18 protein-coding genes and 1 tRNA gene are annotated in these 18,219 nt (G+C 35.4%); 9 read left to right on the plus strand and 10 right to left on the minus strand.

Features of this window, described 5'->3' with window-relative positions:
* The first annotated feature begins 1 nt into the window (after position 1).
* Genes AO058_RS08645 through AO058_RS08655 form a run of 3 tightly spaced genes read left to right on the plus strand, consistent with a single transcriptional unit; the run spans position 2 to position 2,714 of the window.
* Entirely contained in the window at positions 2-1,237 is a 1,236-nt protein-coding gene (locus tag AO058_RS08645) for a nitrous oxide reductase family maturation protein NosD (RefSeq protein ID WP_075326074.1), read from the plus strand.
* The gene (locus AO058_RS08650) at positions 1,231-1,926 is read left to right on the plus strand and encodes an ABC transporter ATP-binding protein (protein ID WP_075326075.1); all 696 of its coding nucleotides are present in this window, start codon (positions 1,231-1,233) and stop codon (positions 1,924-1,926) included. The genes AO058_RS08645 and AO058_RS08650 overlap by 7 nt, the downstream gene beginning before the upstream one ends.
* Before the next feature lie 5 nt (positions 1,927-1,931).
* Positions 1,932-2,714, plus strand: a complete 783-nt coding sequence (locus AO058_RS08655) for an ABC transporter permease (RefSeq protein ID WP_075326076.1) — start codon at positions 1,932-1,934, stop codon at positions 2,712-2,714.
* A gap of 5 nt (positions 2,715-2,719) precedes the next feature.
* Here the strand turns inward: AO058_RS08655 and AO058_RS08660 are convergent, their stop codons facing one another.
* The 7 genes from AO058_RS08660 to AO058_RS08690 all read right to left on the minus strand — a co-directional run bounded on the left by AO058_RS08660 (position 2,720) and on the right by AO058_RS08690 (position 8,819).
* Complete coding sequence (locus AO058_RS08660) at positions 2,720-3,316, minus strand: Crp/Fnr family transcriptional regulator (protein WP_075326077.1); 597 nt, start codon at positions 3,314-3,316, stop codon at positions 2,720-2,722.
* A gap of 113 nt (positions 3,317-3,429) precedes the next feature.
* Positions 3,430-3,720: a helix-turn-helix domain-containing protein gene (locus AO058_RS08665; RefSeq protein WP_075326078.1), complete on the minus strand. Its 291-nt coding sequence runs from the start codon at positions 3,718-3,720 to the stop codon at positions 3,430-3,432.
* Positions 3,720-4,076 (minus strand): type II toxin-antitoxin system RelE/ParE family toxin, encoded by a 357-nt coding sequence (locus tag AO058_RS08670; protein WP_335740080.1) that lies wholly within the window; start codon positions 4,074-4,076, stop codon positions 3,720-3,722. Before AO058_RS08670 ends, AO058_RS08665 begins: the two co-directional genes overlap by 1 nt.
* Positions 4,077-4,169: 93 nt before the next feature.
* Positions 4,170-5,390, minus strand: coding sequence for a hypothetical protein (locus AO058_RS08675; RefSeq protein ID WP_075326080.1), 1,221 nt, complete (start codon positions 5,388-5,390; stop codon positions 4,170-4,172).
* Between the two features lie 284 nt (positions 5,391-5,674).
* Positions 5,675-6,397 carry an iron-sulfur cluster repair di-iron protein gene (gene ric / locus AO058_RS08680; RefSeq protein ID WP_075326081.1) on the minus strand — a complete coding sequence of 241 codons (723 nt, stop codon included), beginning with the start codon at positions 6,395-6,397 and terminating at the stop codon, positions 5,675-5,677.
* A 245-nt stretch (positions 6,398-6,642) separates the two neighbouring features.
* A complete protein-coding gene (locus AO058_RS08685) occupies positions 6,643-8,070 on the minus strand; it encodes an exonuclease domain-containing protein (protein ID WP_075326082.1) in 1,428 nt (475 codons plus the stop codon).
* 185 nt (positions 8,071-8,255) lie between these two features.
* A complete protein-coding gene (locus AO058_RS08690; protein ID WP_075326083.1) occupies positions 8,256-8,819 on the minus strand; it encodes a DUF4256 domain-containing protein in 564 nt (187 codons plus the stop codon).
* Between the two features lie 360 nt (positions 8,820-9,179).
* Between AO058_RS08690 and AO058_RS08695 the strand changes: the two genes are divergently transcribed.
* The 5 genes from AO058_RS08695 to AO058_RS08715 all read left to right on the plus strand — a co-directional run bounded on the left by AO058_RS08695 (position 9,180) and on the right by AO058_RS08715 (position 13,582).
* Entirely contained in the window at positions 9,180-10,814 is a 1,635-nt protein-coding gene (locus AO058_RS08695) for an ATP-dependent nuclease (protein WP_075326084.1), read from the plus strand.
* Positions 10,815-10,816: 2 nt separating this feature from the next.
* A complete protein-coding gene (locus AO058_RS08700) occupies positions 10,817-11,947 on the plus strand; it encodes a UvrD-helicase domain-containing protein (protein WP_075326085.1) in 1,131 nt (376 codons plus the stop codon).
* Between the two features lie 173 nt (positions 11,948-12,120).
* On the plus strand, positions 12,121-12,612 hold the full coding sequence (locus AO058_RS08705; protein WP_075326086.1) for a DUF4468 domain-containing protein: 492 nt from the start codon (positions 12,121-12,123) through the stop codon (positions 12,610-12,612).
* A gap of 118 nt (positions 12,613-12,730) precedes the next feature.
* Complete coding sequence (locus AO058_RS08710) at positions 12,731-12,922, plus strand: hypothetical protein (protein WP_075326087.1); 192 nt, start codon at positions 12,731-12,733, stop codon at positions 12,920-12,922.
* A gap of 144 nt (positions 12,923-13,066) precedes the next feature.
* Complete coding sequence (locus AO058_RS08715) at positions 13,067-13,582, plus strand: hypothetical protein (RefSeq protein WP_075326088.1); 516 nt, start codon at positions 13,067-13,069, stop codon at positions 13,580-13,582.
* Between the two features lie 149 nt (positions 13,583-13,731).
* Here AO058_RS08715 and AO058_RS08720 read toward each other — a convergent pair whose 3' ends face one another.
* From AO058_RS08720 to AO058_RS08730, 3 genes are all read right to left on the minus strand, one after another.
* Positions 13,732-14,736 carry an ion channel gene (locus AO058_RS08720; RefSeq protein ID WP_075326089.1) on the minus strand — a complete coding sequence of 335 codons (1,005 nt, stop codon included), beginning with the start codon at positions 14,734-14,736 and terminating at the stop codon, positions 13,732-13,734.
* Between the two features lie 115 nt (positions 14,737-14,851).
* A complete protein-coding gene (locus tag AO058_RS08725) occupies positions 14,852-15,697 on the minus strand; it encodes a universal stress protein (protein ID WP_075326090.1) in 846 nt (281 codons plus the stop codon).
* 252 nt (positions 15,698-15,949) lie between these two features.
* Positions 15,950-17,341 (minus strand): dipeptidase, encoded by a 1,392-nt coding sequence (locus AO058_RS08730; protein ID WP_075327930.1) that lies wholly within the window; start codon positions 17,339-17,341, stop codon positions 15,950-15,952.
* Between the two features lie 111 nt (positions 17,342-17,452).
* On the opposite strand from AO058_RS08730, the gene AO058_RS08735 reads away from it, so the two are divergent.
* Positions 17,453-17,534 (plus strand) — tRNA-Leu (locus AO058_RS08735).
* Positions 17,535-18,219 lie beyond the last annotated feature (685 nt).

Below are 18,219 nucleotides of genomic sequence, written 5' to 3' on the forward strand. Positions count from 1 at the left end.
CATGAAAGCTGTGCTCTTCATCTTCCTTTTTTTTATTAGTTTCAGCTTTTACGCTACAGAAATTACGGTTTGTGAAACCTGTGAAATCAAATCTATCAAAAACGCGGTTGAAGTTGCGAAATCTGGGGACACCATTAGGGTAAAACCCGGTGTTTACAAGGAAAATGATATTGTTATAAGTGATAAATCTTTAACCCTAATTGGCGAAGATTTCCCGGTTATTGATGCTGAAATGCAAGGTACGGCAATTAGTTTTAGGGCTGATGCATTTACAATTGAAGGCTTTAAAATCATCAATATAGGGAGAAGTCATACCAGCGATTTTTCCGCAATTTTAGTCAGTAATTCCACTAATTTTGAAGTTAAGAATAACCGTTTTGATAATATTTTCTTCGGAATTTTAATAGAACGTTCTAATAACGGGCGTATTGTGGGTAACCAGGTGACCGGTAAAGCAACCAGCCAGGCTCATTCCGGCAATGCTATTCATCTTTGGAAAACTTCAGAAATGCATATTGAAGATAATCACCTGGAAGGCGTTCGCGACGGAATTTACCTGGAATTTACAGACGATACCGAAATTATAAATAATGTATGTAAGAATAATTTAAGATACGGGCTGCATTTTATGTTTTCTGATGGTAATACCTATTCCGGGAATCTTTTTGATAATAATGGAGCAGGAGTAGCGGTAATGTATTCAAAAGAAATTTTAATGTACCGCAATACCTTTAAAAACAACTGGGGAAGCGCTTCTTATGGTTTGTTGCTGAAAGACATAACAGACTCTGAATTAAAACAGAATACTTTTGAAGAAAACACCGTAGGCATTAGCGCCGATAATACCAACCGGATAAATTATATAGAAAACAATTTTAAAAGTAACGGCTATGCTGTGAAAATTAGAGGTGGCTGCTACAATAACGTTTTTAATCGAAATAATTTTTTATATAATTCTTTTGATCTTACCTATACTGGGCATAGTAACGGAAATACTTTTAACGGAAATTATTGGAGCAATTATTCCGGCTACGATCTTGATAAAAACAATTTTGGAGATATCCCTTACAGGCCGGTGAGTTTATTTTCTTATTTAGTAGATAAAACGCCTGAAAGTATTGTAATGCTTAGAAGCCTGTTTATAGACCTAATTGAATTTTCAGAAAAAGTTTCTCCCATTTTTACACCGGCCAATGTGCTGGACCAACAACCTTATATTAGAAAAATACAATGGTAACGGTAACAAATCTTCATAAACGTTTTGGATCCCAAAAGGTTTTAAACGGCCTCAACCTGGAGACCAATGTCGCGGGAATAATTGCGGTGCTTGGTCCCAATGGTTCAGGAAAAACCACTCTTATTAAAAGCTTGCTGGGTATGGTAATTCCGCAACAAGGAAAAATCGCTGTAAATGGTAAGAAAATTCGCCGGCAAAGTGACTACCGGCAGGAGATTGATTATCTACCGCAAATTGCCAATTTTCCCGGCAACCTTACCGTAAAAGAATTGATTGGAATGATCAAGGATTTAAGGGGAAAACCTGCCCGGGATAAAGAACTAATTGCTTTTTTTGGTATAGAAAATTTTCTGGATAAAAAACTGAGTAAACTTTCTGGTGGTACCCGCCAAAAAGTGAATATCGTACTGTGTTTTATGTTTGACAGTCCGTTGATAATTTTAGATGAACCTACCTCGGGGCTGGATCCTGCTTCTTTAATAAAACTAAGAGAGTTATTGCAAAAGGAAAAAGCTGCCGGGAAAACAATAATTATTACTTCTCACATTATGAATTTCGTAGAAGAAACAGCTGATAGAATCTTATTCTTGTTAGAAGGCGTAATTTATTTTAACGGTAGTATTACCGAGCTAAAAACACAAACCGGTCAGGATGATCTTGAACACGCTATTGCCCAAATATTAACCTAAGCCTTATGTTTAAAATTCTTAAATACAGTTTTTTTGATCTTTTTAGAAGTCGGTGGAGCTTTGTTTATTTCTTCTTCTATCTGTTATTAGGTTTGGTGTTATTGTTTTTAAACAACGACCTTTCTAATGCGATCATTACCTTAATGAATGTTATTATTGTTCTGGTACCGCTTATTGGGACTATTTTTGGGATTATGTATTTTTATAATTCCCGGGAATTTACCGAGCTGCTCCTGGCGCAACCCATAGCCCGTAAACATATTTTTTTAGGGCAATATTTAGGCGTGGCAATATCGTTGGCTCTTAGCCTGGTTTTGGGGCTGGGAATTCCTTTTATAATTTATGGCTTATTGGAATCTTCAGCCATTTGGGATTTCCTTTCTTTATTGGTAGTGGGTTCTTTTCTAACTTTTATTTTTACCGCACTTTCCTTTGGAATTGCTCTCAGGTTTGAGAATAAAATTAAAGGTTTCGGGATGGCAATTTTAATGTGGCTTTTCCTGGCAATTATTTACGACGGAATTTTCCTTTTACTTTTAATGTATTTCCAGGAATATCCTTTAGAAGATTTTGCCTTGGCTGCAAGTGTACTAAATCCTATAGATTTAAGCAGAACCTTAATTTTACTAAAATTAGATATTTCAGCACTTTTAGGATATACCGGTGCAGTGTTTAAATCATTTTTTGGTACAACCAAAGGGAGTATTATAAGTTTTGGGGTGTTGCTGGCCTGGGTAATTCTACCGGTTTGGGGAATGCTACGCCTGGCTTCAAAAAAAGATTTTTAACCGAATTAACGATAAACTTTTCCGCTTCTAATTTTTAGTTCACCTTTCTTTTCCAGCCCTTTCATAGCCCTAATTACAGTTTCTACTCGAAGTCCGGTTAAATCTGCTATCTGTTGGCGGGTCAGGTTTACTTTAAATTTAAACTGCCCTTCAATCTGATGTACGTAACGCTTTAGATAATCCAGGATCCTGATTATTCGATGCTCCGGATCCTGGCTTGAAATTTCTGAAACCATAATCGCTTTGTAAAAAAGCCTTTCAGCCAGGGTGCGGGTGAGTTTTAGGTGGGTTTCGGGATGCTTTGTAAGTAGCTCCAGGAAATTTAGTTTGGGGAGTTTTAAAACTTCAGAGGTTTTTATAGCTTCAGCATTGGCGGGATATTTCACATCGGCCAGCAAGGGTGGTTCGCCAAAAGTTTGGCCGTCAGTAAACATTCCCTGTATAAACTCCTTTCCGTCGGCATTATAATTATTCATCTTGATCTCCCCGGAAATAATTTGAAAGAAATTAAGTGCAATTTCTCCTTCCCTAAAAAGCTGGTCACCTTTATGGTAAGTTTCTCTTGAAGCTCCAAATTCCAGTAAAATATTTTCCGCAACCATATTTTAAATTTTAATCAAAGCAAACTTATAAAAAACAAGGAAACCATAGGTTAATGTGGTCAAAATTTGAGATAGTTGGTGACAGGTAGTAACAGCCTAAGACGTGTGATCACTTACATTTCTATTGAAATCTTTACTTTTCCTCCGAGCCCTTTTTCCACGATATCGTAGAGAGTTTTTAAAGTTAAATTACTGCCGTTGTTTTCTACCCGGGAAATATATGTGCGTTTCTTGTCAATTAATTCTGCTAATTGGTCTTGGGTAAGGTTTTTTTCTTCCCTCGCTTTTCTTAGTAAAAGACCTATTTTAAAAGATTCAAAATCCCTGTCTAATTCATCTCTTCTTGGAGTTCCTTTCTCTCCGTAAACTTCATTTTCTATTGTTTTCCAGTCTTTTGCATCCATCATTTTTTCTTTTTATCTAAGTAATACGATTTCATTAATTTTAAAGCTTTGTCTATTTCTCTTTTCGGAGTTTTCTGTGTTTTTTTAGTGAAACCATTTAGTAAAATCACTAATTTTCCTTTGTCGAAAAAACAGAAAACCCGCCAAATATCAGAGCCTAATTTTATGCGTGCTTCGTAAAGCCCGTTTGTCTCTTTTAGAGCTTTTAAATAATGTGATGGAATGCGGTCAAATGTTTCTATAGCTTCAATTAATTTATAGATTTTATCCTGAACTTTTATAGGTTGTTTGCTCAGGAAATCTTGAAAATAATTCTTGTATGCTATTACTTTTCTAATTTTTCCACCAATACAAATGTAACTTAAAAGTTACTATTTTCAAAATAGATATAAATCATCGTAAACTACCTCGGAGCATTTAAATCTCGATTATCGAGGAAAGAAAATTAATTATTCTTGAGGCGGCCTTTTCAACAAATTCACTCCTAAAATCCATCCCACGGCAATAGGCATTAAGGCACTTACTAAAACCAGTAAAAAAAAGTAATTACCAAAAAAAGGCAGTCCTAACCAAAGTACCAGGCCCTTGTAGAAAATTAGTGCTTCTGAAATTAGAAAACCGCTGAGGTAAAGGTAAAAAGCATTTTTCGGGATTCGAATTAGCTTGAACCAGTTTAGGAAAGCGAATAAAGCCAGGGAAACAAAACCCAGGAAAACCCAGTGCAAATAGCCAATTACAAAGTCAAGATTATTAAAAGCCAAATCGGCGAAGAAGGGTATGGCGCTAAGGCTTTGCATTAAAATTTTACCGACTAACAATATGCCTGAAATCATTAAAAGTCGATAACTAAATGAACTTAATCCTGTTTTTAGAAGATTTCTATTCCGCAGTATAAAGGCGAAAAACTGGTAAAAAGCGATGAGGAGTAAAATCACTCCGAGCCCACCCATTAGATAAAATATTAACGGTGGGTTGGTCCAGTAAGTGGAAAGAAAAAAGCTTAAAATAACGCCGGAATTCAGCAACAGGAAAAACCGTTTAAATTTCTTTCTGCCAAAATCTATATTTAATTTTTGAAAGAGATAAAATAAAATTCCCAGTAAGGCCACTAAAAACCAGGCATTATACTGAAAATGCAAATAGAAATATACAGCGAGTTTATACCAAATTGAGGTATTGCCCAGGGTACTCATAATCCCTCCAAGCGCCCAGGGTCCTATGCTGGAAATTACCATATACCATAAGGCTGCTTTTATAAGTTTAAAGCTTTTAGTTGTACTATGCTTCTTTGGAATATTGCGGAGCACAAAGCCTGCATAAAAATAGGAGCAGATTAGGAAAAGTGTTGAAAAAATTATGGAAATCACCGCATAGCCCTGGAAGGGAAAACTAAACAACATTCCTAACAAACTAATATTTGTAGCCAGGAAAATATAGATGTATTTTCTTGAAAGTTCAGTTTTATGAAAAAACAATCTATAAATAATGCCGGTTAAAGCGAGATACACCCAACCCAATAAAGCAATATGGGAATGCGTGTGAAGAATGTATTTATAATTCCCGGGAACCGGGGTTACGTAAAATAATCTCAGGAAAATTCCCAGCAAAGCGGCCAGGAAAAAATAGGCGATAGCTATTTTGTGATGAGCTTTTAAATCCAAACGCAACATAGGCCGAAAGATACTAAAAAGAAAAGAAGTTAACTTAAAAATTGAACTAGGAACACCATACCGAGTAAGGTTAAGCAATCACTCCCGGTTTGAGTAAAATTTATAGATTGCTGCTCCCGGTAAAAATCGGGATTACAATGAGGGTTATGGCTGTATTGTTGCAATTATTAGCAAAAATTAACCCCGTAACATTGCTGCTACGGGGTTTCATCAACACAATTAAAACATTCTAAAATAAAAAACTAAATCTACCCTGGCATGGGGATTCCAGGATATAACAACCTTTAACTGTTTAAACTGCGTTCAAGCTCAATGGCCTTAGGGAAAAGTATATTGTTTTCTAAATGCACGTGGTGATGCAGGTCGGTTTCAAATTCTTCCAGTTTTGCATAAAATGCCCTGTAGGTATTACAAGCCCATTCAGGATAATTGTAATTATCGCTTAATTCTGAAATTTCTTTAAAAATGGCACCGGCATCATCGTGCTCAGTTTCCATCATTTTAATAGGATTATCAATTTTTCCAAATTGCGGTTTTGGTGCCGGTGTTCCTTCTTCCTCGGCTCTTACCAGTTTCTTGATAAATGGAAATAGAATAAGTTCTTCTTTCTTTAAATGGGCGCTTAATTCCTGGGCAACTTCGGTAAATAATTGCTGAATTCTTATAAGTTCTGGTCTTTCGTGGCCGTGCACTTTGGCAACACGCGCCGCATATTGAATAAGTAATGGGATATTTTCTTCTACATACTGGTGATGTACGTTTATAATATGGTCGGTTAAGAAATCCAGTTTCCAGTTTTTGTAATCGTAACCGGGAGTGGTAACCGTGGCTGTTTCCTCTAATTCTTTCTTCAGTACCTCAAGGCTCACATTAGCTTTTGTCGCAGCCTGGGCTAAACTAATTCCGCCACCGCAACAAAAATCGATCCCGTGTTTTTTAAACAAGTGCGCGTTTTTAATATTTTCGGTAACATAATCGGCTACGGTTTTTACAGTTTCGGTATTCATAATAATAACTTTAAGTTGAACAATATTTCTCTACAAATATCTGCCTTGACTTCCTGCTATTTTATGAGTCTGGTCATAAGCCTAAAAATTGCCCGATAAACGCAATTTAAACCTTCCTGAATTCGTGGTAGGAGTTGCTGAAAATCCCCAAAAAACCGATTAAAAATTCAACTTAAAAATTTGTGCGCTTAACCCTGGTGCGGAAGATGCGTATTGCATTTCAACTTAAAAAAATATGAATTAATTTACCCAAACCATTCTTCGGCTTCGCGTTCTTCCACTTCTTCACCGGTATTCAGGTCTAAACGGGTAATGTTCTTTTTGGTGTTTAAATACCGGTTCACAATCCTATCGGCATAACTGGAATTTGTTTGCGGTACCAGGTAATCTTCAAACTGTTCAGGACCATTAAAATCATCAGAATTTTCTACAAATCCGTAACCGGCATAGCGACCTTTCTTGAGATAGATAAAAGATTTTTCAGCTTTAGTTCTTCCTTTTTCTACCAGCAAACAGGAATTTTCATATTGCTGAATATATTCTACCGCCTTAGAAACCCGCCGGTTGTATTCTTCTTTATCAATTTCACCTTTACACATCCCGCTGCAACTGGTTATTTTGTAATGGCTGCAATGTGATACACCGGTTTGCAAGCCGCAATACCGCGGGCATAAATCAAATTCCTGGCAAATATTTTCCAGGAATTTTATAGCTTCTTCGCGAGTATAGAACTTCATCCAACTTACCGGTGAGACTTTGTTTTTATGAATCACAAATTGCTCAATCCCTTTTTGGTTGTGGTAGGAGGTAAGCGTATAAGGCCTGCTCACCTTTTTCTGGGCTTTATTGAATTCAGGGAAATATTTTAAAATTAAAGCAGATTCCCGTAAAAGTGCCAGCAATTCACTGCCGGTAAGTTCGTAGTCTATGCTGTAAGTGGCCTGCATCAGCTTATATTTCCGGTTAGATTTTTCCTGAAAATGAGATTTTATGCGGCTTTTAATATTTTTAGCTTTCCCTATATAAAGTGGAATCCCATCTTTATCTTTAAAGAAATAGACTCCGGTTGTAGCGGGTAATTTTTCGAAATCTGAATTTTTAAAATTGGGCGGAAGATAAGAAGCCGCCGTTCTTTGATTTAAAAATGCTTTAAAAACCTCATAATCGGGATCCAGGTCCAGGCAACGCTGAAAAAGCGTGACTGTAGCCTCACAATCGCCGCGCGCCCTGTGCCTATCTACGTGCGGAATATTTATAGAGGTGCAAATATTTCCCAGGCTATAAGAAAAAAGCCCCGGAATTAGTTTTTTGGCCAGCCGTACCGTACACAGGCGTTTTCTTTGAAATGGCAGTTCCAGATTATTAAATTCTGCCTTAATAATATTATAATCAAAATTCACATTGTGGGCCACAAACACACAATCTTTGGTGATTTTATCAATTTCAGAAGCTATTTCGGCGAATTTTGGTGCATCGGCCACCATTTTATCATTGATGTTGGTAAGCGTTTCAATGTATAGCGGAATCTCGGTCCCGGGATTTACCAGGGAGCTGTACTCGTCTATAACTTTTCCGTTTTGCACTACCAGCACGCAAATTTCGGTGATCTTATTGCCTTTAATGCCGCCGCCGGTGGTTTCAATATCGGTAATGGCAAATTTCACATCTTTCATGCGGCCAAATTATGATTATTTCTGAAAGTTTAAAAGGAAAAAATACTAAATAATGGAAATATTCCTTATCTGGTTGGGTTTCGTCAGACTGAAGCCTAGAGAGATCTCGACTGTGCTCGACCAGACAAGGTTTGATTTTTCCCTGGTTCGTCAGGGTGACGGTGTCAACTCTATTTTTCAAAAACCTAAACCTTTAAAAACCCGCGAAAACCCCTGGCGGCGTAATAAGATTCGGCGCCATTATGGTAAATAAAGACTTTTCCATACCTAAAATCTCCAAAAATGGCTCCACCAAGTTCTCTTATTTCGTTTGGTGTTTTGAGCCAACTGGAAGTTTTAGTGTCAAATTCTCCCAATTGCTGTAATTCCCGGTATTGCGCTTCATCTAAGATTTCAATACCTATCTCGGCTGTCAGGTCCAGGGCGTTGTTTTTTGGTTTAAATTTTTTCCTGGATTCCAGGGCTTCGCGATCGTAGCATAAACTTCTCCTGCCTGTGGGACTTTCTTTTGAGAAATCACAAAAAGTAAACTCGTTGGTTTTAGCATCATAACCAAGTAAATTGGGTTCCCCGCCGGTTTCTTCCATCTCGCTTAAAACCCAAAGTTTCTCAGGATTTGCCTTTAGTTTTTCCTCAATTTTAAGCCATTCTAATTGCTTAAAGCGGGTTTTATGCTTCTCAAAACGGCTTTTTAGCATTTGAATTATTTCTTCTTCCCCGTCTTTAGAAAGTGATTTTCTCTTACTCATCTCCAAAATTTTTTTCCAGCATTAATTTAATAATTATTTGCTTTAGGTGAATAGACTTTTGATGGCTAAAAGATTTTCTTCAGGATTTTCTATAAAAATTTAATCTTCTTCTTATATTGTTAAAAATTTAACAGCGGTAGTTGTTTTTAAAACAGCAACTATCAGAACAGCCATCCCTACAGGCTGTTTGTTTTATCAAAATCTCATATTTCTGAATTTTTTGGAATAAGTAAGCTTATTCCGGAAGTTTTTAAAATGCAAATTTTTGCGACTTAATACTTGCTATTCGTGGAGAATTGCTGTTAAAGAAATAGGGGATTAATTATAATGAGTTGTGCTTCATTCAAAAAACCAAACTAGATGCATATTGAGAAAATAAAAATAAAGAACTTCAAATGTTTCAGAAACGAGTTTGAGTTGATATTAAACAAAAATGTTAATATCATTGTTGGAGAAAATGAAGCAGGAAAATCAACAATTATAGAAGCCTTAAACCTTATACTTTCTGGTTGGTTTAAGGGTAGATATATTCACAATGAACTAAATGAATATATATTTAACAAAGTAATAGTAAAAGAGTATATTGAAAGTCTTCAAACTGAAACACCATTAGCACCGCCTTCAATCAAAATTGAAGTTTTTTTATCGCCTGATGCCCCTTCAATATTCAAAGGAGATAAAAACTCTGAAAAATCCAATTCAATAGGACTATCATTTAATATTGAATTTGATGAAAAATATTTCCCAGAATATCAGATTTTAATTCAAACTGAAAGCATAAAAAGTTTGCCCATAGAGTACTATAATTTTTATTGGGAATCCTTTGCAAGAGATGAAAGAGTCACACCAAGGCTCATACCAATTAAACCTGCATTGATCGACTCATCAAATGGTAGATTGCAGAATGGTTCTGATATCTATATAAGCAGAATAATAAAAGACTTTTTAGACCAGAAAGAAATTGTAGATGTATCTCAAGCGCACAGAAAAATGAAAGACGTTTTCATGCAAGAGGATTCAATAATTAACATCAATAAAAAAATTCAAACTGATTCAAATATTTCCAACAAGAGGGTAGAACTGTCAGTAGAACTTTCTTCAAAAAATTCTTGGGAAAACTCTTTGGTTACATTTTTAGATGAAATTCCATTTCATCATATCGGAAAAGGAGAACAATGTGTAGTAAAAACCAAATTGGCTTTATCACATAAAAAAACATTAGAATCCAATGTGCTTTTAATTGAAGAACCAGAAAATCATTTATCTCACACAAAATTAAATGAACTAATTCATGACCTAAAACAAGGTGCAGAAAACAAACAAATTATTGTAACTACTCATAGTAGTTTTATCGCAAATAAACTAGGCTTAGATAGCTTAATCTTATTAAACGAACAGAAAACGATAACTTTTAAAGATTTAGAAGATGACACTTTTACTTACTTCAAAAGACTAGCTGGTTACGATACCCTTAGATTAATTCTGAGCAATAAGGCAATACTTGTTGAAGGCGATTCAGACGAACTAATCATTCAAAAAGCATATTCTCAAAAATACGGTAAACTACCAATAGAAGATGGAATAGATGTAATTTCAGTCGGTACTTCTTTTTTAAGGTTTTTACAAATAGCAGAAAAAATTAATAAGCCAGTAATCGTAATAACGGATACAGATTGGAGTCTCGAACAACTTGAAAAAAAATACGAAGATTATATAGGAATAAACGCTAAACCTAATATTACAATTTCTTATGATAGCGAAATGGATGAAGGTGATTTTGAAATTTATGGTAAACCATTTAATTACAACACCCTAGAGCCAAAATTATTAAAATCAAATTCTATTGAGTTATTCAATTTGATTTTCGACAAAGCTTATACGGCTGATGACGAATTTCATAAATATATGAAGCTCAATAAAACAGAATGCGCTTTAAAATTATTTGATTCACAAGAAAAAATTTCATTCCCTAATTTTATTTCAGATGTTATTTAAAAATGATTAACGAATTAATCATAGCATCAGCAGGCTCTGGAAAAACAACAGCTTTGATCAAAAAAGCGTTGTTATATCCTGAAAAATCCATTTTAATAACTACTTACACGGAATCAAACGCTCAAGAAATTAAAAATAAATTTTTTGAATTAATAGGCTGTATTCCTTCAAATATTCATATTTCTACTTGGTTTTCATTTTTAATCAAGCATTGTATAAAACCCTATCAGACAACTCTATTTGACTACAAAATAAAGGGACTTCTACTTGTAAACGAGAAATCAGGAATTAGATACACAGACAAAAGAACTGGAAGAAAAATTCCTTATGCAGAAGCTGATAATTTTGATAAATTCTACTTTTCAAAAAACAAAAGGATTTATTCTGATAAGGTTGCAAAACTTGCTATTAGAGTAAACAAAGAAACAAAAGGCAAAATAATAAACCGCCTTACAGAAATATATGACTACATACTAATTGATGAATGCCAAGATTTGGCAGGATATGATTTGGAATTACTAAAGACTTTTGGACAATGTAGTTCAAATCTATCATTAGTTTGTGACCCAAGACAAGTTACCTATTTAACCCATAATTCTGCAAAACATAAAAAATACAGAAATGGATTATTAAAAGAATTCATTTTAACAGAATGCAGTAAATTAGGTTTCCAAATTGATGACACATCACTTTCTGAATCTTACAGATGCAATCAGGCTATATGTGACTTTGCGAATAGACTTTATCCTGAACATAGTCAATGTGGTTCAAAACAAAATGAGACAACAGAACATGATGGTATTTATATAGTTAAGAAAGACAAAGTTGAGGAATATTTAGCTAAATATAATCCTGTTCAATTACGGTGGAACTCTTTAACAAAGAATACAAATCCTGAATTTACAGTTACTAATTTCGGACAATCTAAAGGTTTAACTTTTAAAAGGGTTTTAATTTATCCAACTAAAGGAATGCTTGGATGGATAATGAACAATGATATTTCAGTCAGTAAATTTAGTAATGAAGCCCGAGCGAAATTTTATGTAGGAATAACAAGAGCGAAATATAGTGTTGGAATAGTCTGTGATAAAACTGATGGATTTGTAAAAAACGGAGCAAATGAATATGAATAAATATCGAAATTTCATAAATAAATGAAAATAATAACGGTCTAACCGCTTAAATCGAAATAAGTAAAAATTAAAAAAGTCTGTGTTTAACCGAACAGTTAGTGCGTGAAAATCCGCTACTATTCTTATAACGGGCCTTTAGTTTAATTAACAATTAAAGCCACCAAGGAAGAAATATGAAAAAATTTCTATTAATAGGCATCATGATATTATCAACTAATTCAATTTTTGCACAAGAATTAAAACAAGATTCTGAGACAGAACAATATATTTCTCAGGGAGTCATTGAAATTGATGATTTAAACTCAGAAGAAATATATAATAATGCTTTAGAATGGATAACAATAAATTATAATAGTGCCAACGATGTTATACAGTTAAAAGATAAAGATTTAGGTAAAATAATTCTAAAAGGAAATTTCTCAAGTTCAATGTTTGGTAAAAAAGGTTGGATTCATCATACTTTACAATTAGAATTTAAAGATGATAAGTTTAGAAATACTTATTCAGATTTTTCATATGATAGTCCAGGAAGCGGAGAAATTGCTTTTGAGGGGAAGATGTTTTCAAAAAAGAAAATGATAAAAAATACAGAAGAAGATATAAAATCATCAATTAAGGATTTGACCGCATACATCCAGAAAAGTAAAGAAGATAATGAATGGTAATAAATAAAGATGACAACTATTCACCGCAAATAAAGAGTATCTAAGAAATAGAATATTTTTAGAAGCATTTGCAATTTTTCCTGGAGTATTAATCGACTTATTAGCATAAATTAATAAAATGAAAAACATAAAACTACCTAATTTCTTTTTTACAGTAATAGCCATAATACTTGGAGCAGCTTTGTATAAACAATTTGATTTTGGCAATCTGAAGTTTGAAAAACCGGCATTAGCAATTTTGTACGCTATTGTTCTTATATTTTCAATTTACGGTATAGTGAAGAACTACAAAAAACCAGCTGATAAATAAAAACTGACACTAATCTCGGTTCTTCTGAAATTACAGGTATTGAAAAATGTAATTTTAGAAATCCTGAAAGAAAGTGGTAATATGATAATTCAACAGCACTTCTATTTAAAAAACTGCATACAACAAAAAATCAACTAGAAAATTATGATTTGGTTTAACCTCAAGAAACTGGAACGACTATTAATTCAAAATAAGATCACCGAATCAATTTCTTACCAGTATTTACTGGTTTTCCTGGTATTGATCACCTTATCCACAAATGCACCCGAAACTGATTTTTCACATTACGGCTGGGAGATCTCTTATATTATCCTGGAGTTATTAATCACCATTGTAGGAACCTATTTGGTATTTAAGGTAAATTCAGACGGAGAGAATCGCGATTTCCTAAAACGCTATTTTTCGCTCTCCTTTGTAAACGGACTTCGACTGGTAATATTCTACCTGGTTTTGAGGCTGATTTTTAAAATAATTATGTTTGTAATTCCGCTAGATCTTTGGCATAGTGTCAATGATTTCTTAGGAGAAGATGCCGGGGAATTTTTCTTCGATATTATTTTCTCTTTAATCTTCTACTGGTTGCTTATGAGCTCTTTTAAAAGAGTGAATACAGGAAGAATAGAGGGAAAAGTTGCAGTACAGCAGGAAGATTTAAAGTAGGCTTAAAATCTTTCAGTATTTTCCCAGCTTAAGCATTAAAAATTAGCATTTCTTAGCTTTATACTTTTACCGTGCTGATTGCCCTACTCACCTAAAGTATGATGAGCAGGGGAAAGTAAGTTCTCGATACGATTTTTTAATAACCCCATTTATTTATCATCCAACACATCTTCCCAATCCCAGCCATCTTTTTTGATATACCCCAACAATTTCCCCCGGCGTTTATTGAAATCTTCATCTTTGGGAATTCCGGGATCTTCTTCAAAATTCGCCTTTAATTCATCGGGTAAATCATTGAAATAATCAAAATCAGGCGGATCGTCTGCCAGCGAGGTATAACTTTCATGAAGCCTAACCGCAAGATTATCCATAGCTCCCCGTATAACGCGCCAGGTAAATGCATTAGCCGATTTATCTAAATGATAAGCTTCCTGTATATTTAAAGCTTCATCTAAAATAGCGAGATTCAATCTTATATTATGCGATCTTTTATTGGTATGAAAATAGTGAAGAATAGGGTAGGCAAGGTGATGCTCCCCGTGTTTTAAAAGCAGGGATTCCAGATTTTGTAAGCGATTGTATAGCGGTGAAAAATCTTTGCCGTTAAAACCTTTATTAATAATTTCTTTTGGCGAATTTCCCAGTTGATAAATATAAACGGCAAGGGTTCTTTTATCTATAACCGCCTGGAGTACGGGCAGCAAATAGGAGATTCCCAAACTTATAAAGATCATACTATTCATGCCCATAATGTTAGAAATAATACGCCAAAAGGCGCTACCGGCCCTTAGATCTCCGTTTCCTAAAGAGGTGAGCGTATAGCCTACGTAATAAATATTCCCAATAATATCGGCATTTTCGCCGGTGCTGCTTTCTAAAACAGAATTGGGATCTGAAAGGTAAATTAAGCTATAACCTACCCAAATTAGAAAGATCCACATTGCCACGAGGCCCATTAAAATGGTACCGCCGGCAAAATTTAAAATAGGAGCTTTTCCCTTACCGCGGGCCATTTTAAAATATACCCACCATATTTTTCTTGCGGTGAAAGAAGACAACCTTCCGCCACCATTAATGTAAAGAATAGTTTTAAAAATATCTACAAGAGCAACTATAAGAATAAATAACCCTAACGGAACTAGTAGGTAACTCATTTCTATTGATTGTGGTTTAGCTTTCAAATTAATAAGTGTTGCTGAAAACCAGTGTTTAAGGAAACTTAATTCTTTGTGAAATGATGCAAAGAGGTATATATTTATTGCTGATTTTTTACTCCAATTCCTTTAAAATTAATACCGGTACCTTTGGATTAAAATCTATTTCTTCTTTAAAGCGCTGCGAGAATAATTTGCTAAAAAACCCTTGTTTGCGTTTATAAAGCGCCAGGAAATTGCTATCCCGACTTTCAGTAAAAAGATGAATCCCAGTAGTTTCGGTGGTTTGTGTGAGTTTATGAAAACTAAAATCTACACCTGAAAAATAAGTTTTTAGCGCTTCCTGGTTTTGTTCCTGTTCTTTGGTAAGCGGCCTGCCATCGCTATTAATATATAAGATCCTAATGCTGGCATTTAAATTTTCGGCCATATCTATAAGCGCCGCAACTTCTTTATTTTTAAACGGAAATTTATAATTGGTAGGAAAAACAATTTCACGCTTAGAAGTAGGCAATTCCTGCATTTTTTCGGGCAGAATTAAAAATGGACAATGCTCTACTTTTTCGGTTACTTCAGAAATTTCATTTTCAAAAGCTGCGTTTATAGATACATTTTCTCCCCGGGAAACCATTAAAATCAAGTCTATATTATGTGCATCTATGGTTTCCTGAATAGCTTCAGCCAGGTCTTTATTCCTGGAAATTGTTTCAAACTTATGTTTGGGATTTTCTTTCCTGAAGTTTAAACCCTGCAATGTTTTCTGCAAGCCGTTTTCCGATTCAGCCTTTGCAGCTTCCAGTTCTGCGTTATGATTCCGTTTTAGTGAAATTCTTACAGGAACTTCATAAGCATTAAGAATATAAAAAGTACAGGGAATGTTTTTGTAAAGGTTCAAAGCATACACCAGGGTATTCCAGGCGTGTTTTGTAAAATTAGTAGGAATAAGAATTTTCTTTTCCATTGAAAAAATTGATTTTATAAGCAATTCCTGTAAATATACTAAAACTTACTTCCCAAAATTTCTATTTTAATGCGGAAAAAGGTAGAAAAACGAAGTTCTCTGAGGAGACGGCATCCTGAACTAGTTTCAGGATCTAACATGTGGATAATTAAAACATATTAGATTCTGAAATAAATTCAGAATGACGTGATTTTTTAGACAACGTAGCTATTAAGATCCTTACTCGCTTAACAAGTAAATCCTCCAATCAATCTACTCTTGCTTCATTTCAGTAAAATATTTATAAAACCAGGGGATGGTTTCTATTCCTTTTAAATAATTCCAAATCCCAAAATGCTCGTTAGGGGAGTGGATGGCATCGGTATCAAAACCAAAGCCCATTAAAATAATTTTACTTTTTAATTCTTTTTCAAACAAAGTCACAATAGGAATGCTTCCCCCACTTCGCTGCGGAATAGGTGTTTTTCCGAAGGATTTCTCATAAGCCTTGCTGGCTGCCCGGTAACCAATATTATCTATTGGCGTTACATAAGCCTGGCCGCCGTGATGAGGTTTTACTTCTACCTTAACCGCGTCTGGAGCAATACTTTCAAAATGTTTTTTAAAGAGTTGGGTAATTTCTTTCCAATCTTGGTTTGGGACAAGGCGCATAGATATTTTTGCATAGGCTTTTCCCGGAAGCACTGTTTTAGCGCCTTCGCCAATATAGCCGCCCCAAATGCCGTTTACATCTAAAGTTGGGCGAATGGAAGCTCTTTCTAATGTAGAATAACCTGCTTCCCCGTGGACATCCTTAATATCGAGTTTCTTTTTATAAGCATCTTCGCTATAAGGAGCCTCAGCCATTTTAACGCGTTCTTCCCTGCTTAACTCTTCAACCTTGTCGTAGAACCCGGGAATGGTAATATGGTTGTTTTCATCGGTTAAAGAAGCGATCATTTTACTTAAAATATTGATAGGGTTTGCTACTGCACCGCCATACAAACCTGAATGTAAATCCCGGTTTGGCCCGGTAACTTCCACTTCAATATACGAGAGGCCGCGAAGTCCGGTAGTGATAGAAGGCGTGTCTTTTGCGATCATCCCGGTATCTGAAATTAAGATTACATCGTTGGCCAGTTTTTCTTTGTTGTTTTCTATAAACCAGCCTAAATGTTCACTTCCCACTTCTTCTTCCCCTTCAATCATAAATTTAACGTTGCAGGGTAGTTCATCATTTTTGGTCATATATTCCAGCGCTTTTACGTGCATAAACATCTGGCCTTTATCGTCACAAGCGCCACGGGCAAAAATAGCTCCGTCGGGATGAATTTCGGTTTCCTTGATCACGGGTTCAAAAGGAGGGGAGTTCCACAGGTCTAAAGGATCTGGCGGTTGCACATCGTAATGCCCGTAAACCAAAACTGTGGGCAGATTTTTATCTATAATTTTTTCGGCATATACTACAGGATGGCCGGGAGTTTCACAAATTTCTGCAGCATCACAGCCTGCCTGCAATAAATTTTCTTTCACCGCTTCGGCGGTTTTTAGCATAGAATCTTTGTAATTAGAATCGGCGCTTATGGATGTAATTTTCAGTAAATCAATGAGTTCGTTTAAGAAACGATCTTTATTTTCTTCAACGTAAGATTTGATGTCTTTCATTTTTTGAAATTTTGATTGAGATAAAGGTAAAAAAAATATTTCCAGACTATTTGTGAATTGAAACATTTATGTATATTTGCATCCGCTTACAACAAGCAAACATATTGAAATGCGGGCGTGGTGGAATTGGTAGACACGCTAGACTTAGGATCTAGTGCCTTACGGTGTGAGAGTTCGAGTCTCTCCGCCCGCACAAAGGGATAAGCCGACTTGAAAGAGTCGGCTTTTTGTTTGCCCTGCATGCAAACAATTCCGGGACTTGAAAGAAAGCCCGCTCACCTGATCGGAGGGAAGAGCAATGTAAAGTCAAGTGCGTCACTGGCAACGGTGGGGTGTGAAGGAAGACCTAGCAAGTTAGTGGAACATAGAGAAATCGAACCGATTCTGGCATATATTGGGGGTAAGGTTGCAAAAAGTGCCGATGCCCAAAATCCGAATAGCAATATATGTTAAAACGGATGGCTTCACTAACAGGAATGTTTGCTTAACGGGGGAAGCCTGATTATTCGCCTTTCCAGGCTAAGCAGAAACAAGTCGAGAGACAAGGATTTGTTATGGAAAATCAGGTGGCAGATGAGTCCGTAGTAGTGAGAAAATTTAGGCCTGAGAAGCACTGGTGACAGTGTGGAGGAGAAAACCCAAATGACATTGCACAAGAATCGCATAATCGGTTGCAATGACTGTCACAGATTAACTGTGGCGGATGCGAAGGGACGAAGTTAAATTAAGTACAGGAAGTTCTTTAAAGGAATTAGCCATAAGCGAAGACAATCGGAATTGAAACATTCTGAGGAATTGCAGCAAAGAGGAGTGACGAGCTAACTCTGGCTGTTAATCCGCGCGAGTATTGAGTAGTAAGATTTTCTTTTACTGTTATA

The organism is Salegentibacter sp. T436, from assembly GCF_001932675.1.
GTDB classification, from domain to species: Bacteria; Bacteroidota; Bacteroidia; order Flavobacteriales; family Flavobacteriaceae; genus Salegentibacter; species Salegentibacter agarivorans.

Excerpts from the sequence above, each read along its gene's own strand:
- AO058_RS08645 (WP_075326074.1), top strand. The coding sequence starts at position 2 with ATGAAAGCTGTGCTCTTCATCTTCCTTTTTTTTATTAGTTTCAGCTTT.
- AO058_RS08650 (WP_075326075.1), top strand. The coding sequence starts at position 1,231 with ATGGTAACGGTAACAAATCTTCATAAACGTTTTGGATCCCAAAAGGTT.
- AO058_RS08655 (WP_075326076.1), top strand. The coding sequence starts at position 1,932 with ATGTTTAAAATTCTTAAATACAGTTTTTTTGATCTTTTTAGAAGTCGG.
- AO058_RS08660 (WP_075326077.1), bottom strand. The coding sequence starts at position 3,316 with ATGGTTGCGGAAAATATTTTACTGGAATTTGGAGCTTCAAGAGAAACT.
- AO058_RS08665 (WP_075326078.1), bottom strand. The coding sequence starts at position 3,720 with ATGGATGCAAAAGACTGGAAAACAATAGAAAATGAAGTTTACGGAGAG.
- AO058_RS08675 (WP_075326080.1), bottom strand. The coding sequence starts at position 5,390 with ATGTTGCGTTTGGATTTAAAAGCTCATCACAAAATAGCTATCGCCTAT.
- ric (WP_075326081.1), bottom strand. The coding sequence starts at position 6,397 with ATGAATACCGAAACTGTAAAAACCGTAGCCGATTATGTTACCGAAAAT.
- AO058_RS08685 (WP_075326082.1), bottom strand. The coding sequence starts at position 8,070 with ATGAAAGATGTGAAATTTGCCATTACCGATATTGAAACCACCGGCGGC.
- AO058_RS08690 (WP_075326083.1), bottom strand. The coding sequence starts at position 8,819 with ATGAGTAAGAGAAAATCACTTTCTAAAGACGGGGAAGAAGAAATAATT.
- AO058_RS08695 (WP_075326084.1), top strand. The coding sequence starts at position 9,180 with ATGCATATTGAGAAAATAAAAATAAAGAACTTCAAATGTTTCAGAAAC.
- AO058_RS08700 (WP_075326085.1), top strand. The coding sequence starts at position 10,817 with ATGATTAACGAATTAATCATAGCATCAGCAGGCTCTGGAAAAACAACA.
- AO058_RS08705 (WP_075326086.1), top strand. The coding sequence starts at position 12,121 with ATGAAAAAATTTCTATTAATAGGCATCATGATATTATCAACTAATTCA.
- AO058_RS08710 (WP_075326087.1), top strand. The coding sequence starts at position 12,731 with ATGAAAAACATAAAACTACCTAATTTCTTTTTTACAGTAATAGCCATA.
- AO058_RS08715 (WP_075326088.1), top strand. The coding sequence starts at position 13,067 with ATGATTTGGTTTAACCTCAAGAAACTGGAACGACTATTAATTCAAAAT.
- AO058_RS08720 (WP_075326089.1), bottom strand. The coding sequence starts at position 14,736 with ATGAGTTACCTACTAGTTCCGTTAGGGTTATTTATTCTTATAGTTGCT.
- AO058_RS08725 (WP_075326090.1), bottom strand. The coding sequence starts at position 15,697 with ATGGAAAAGAAAATTCTTATTCCTACTAATTTTACAAAACACGCCTGG.
- AO058_RS08730 (WP_075327930.1), bottom strand. The coding sequence starts at position 17,341 with ATGAAAGACATCAAATCTTACGTTGAAGAAAATAAAGATCGTTTCTTA.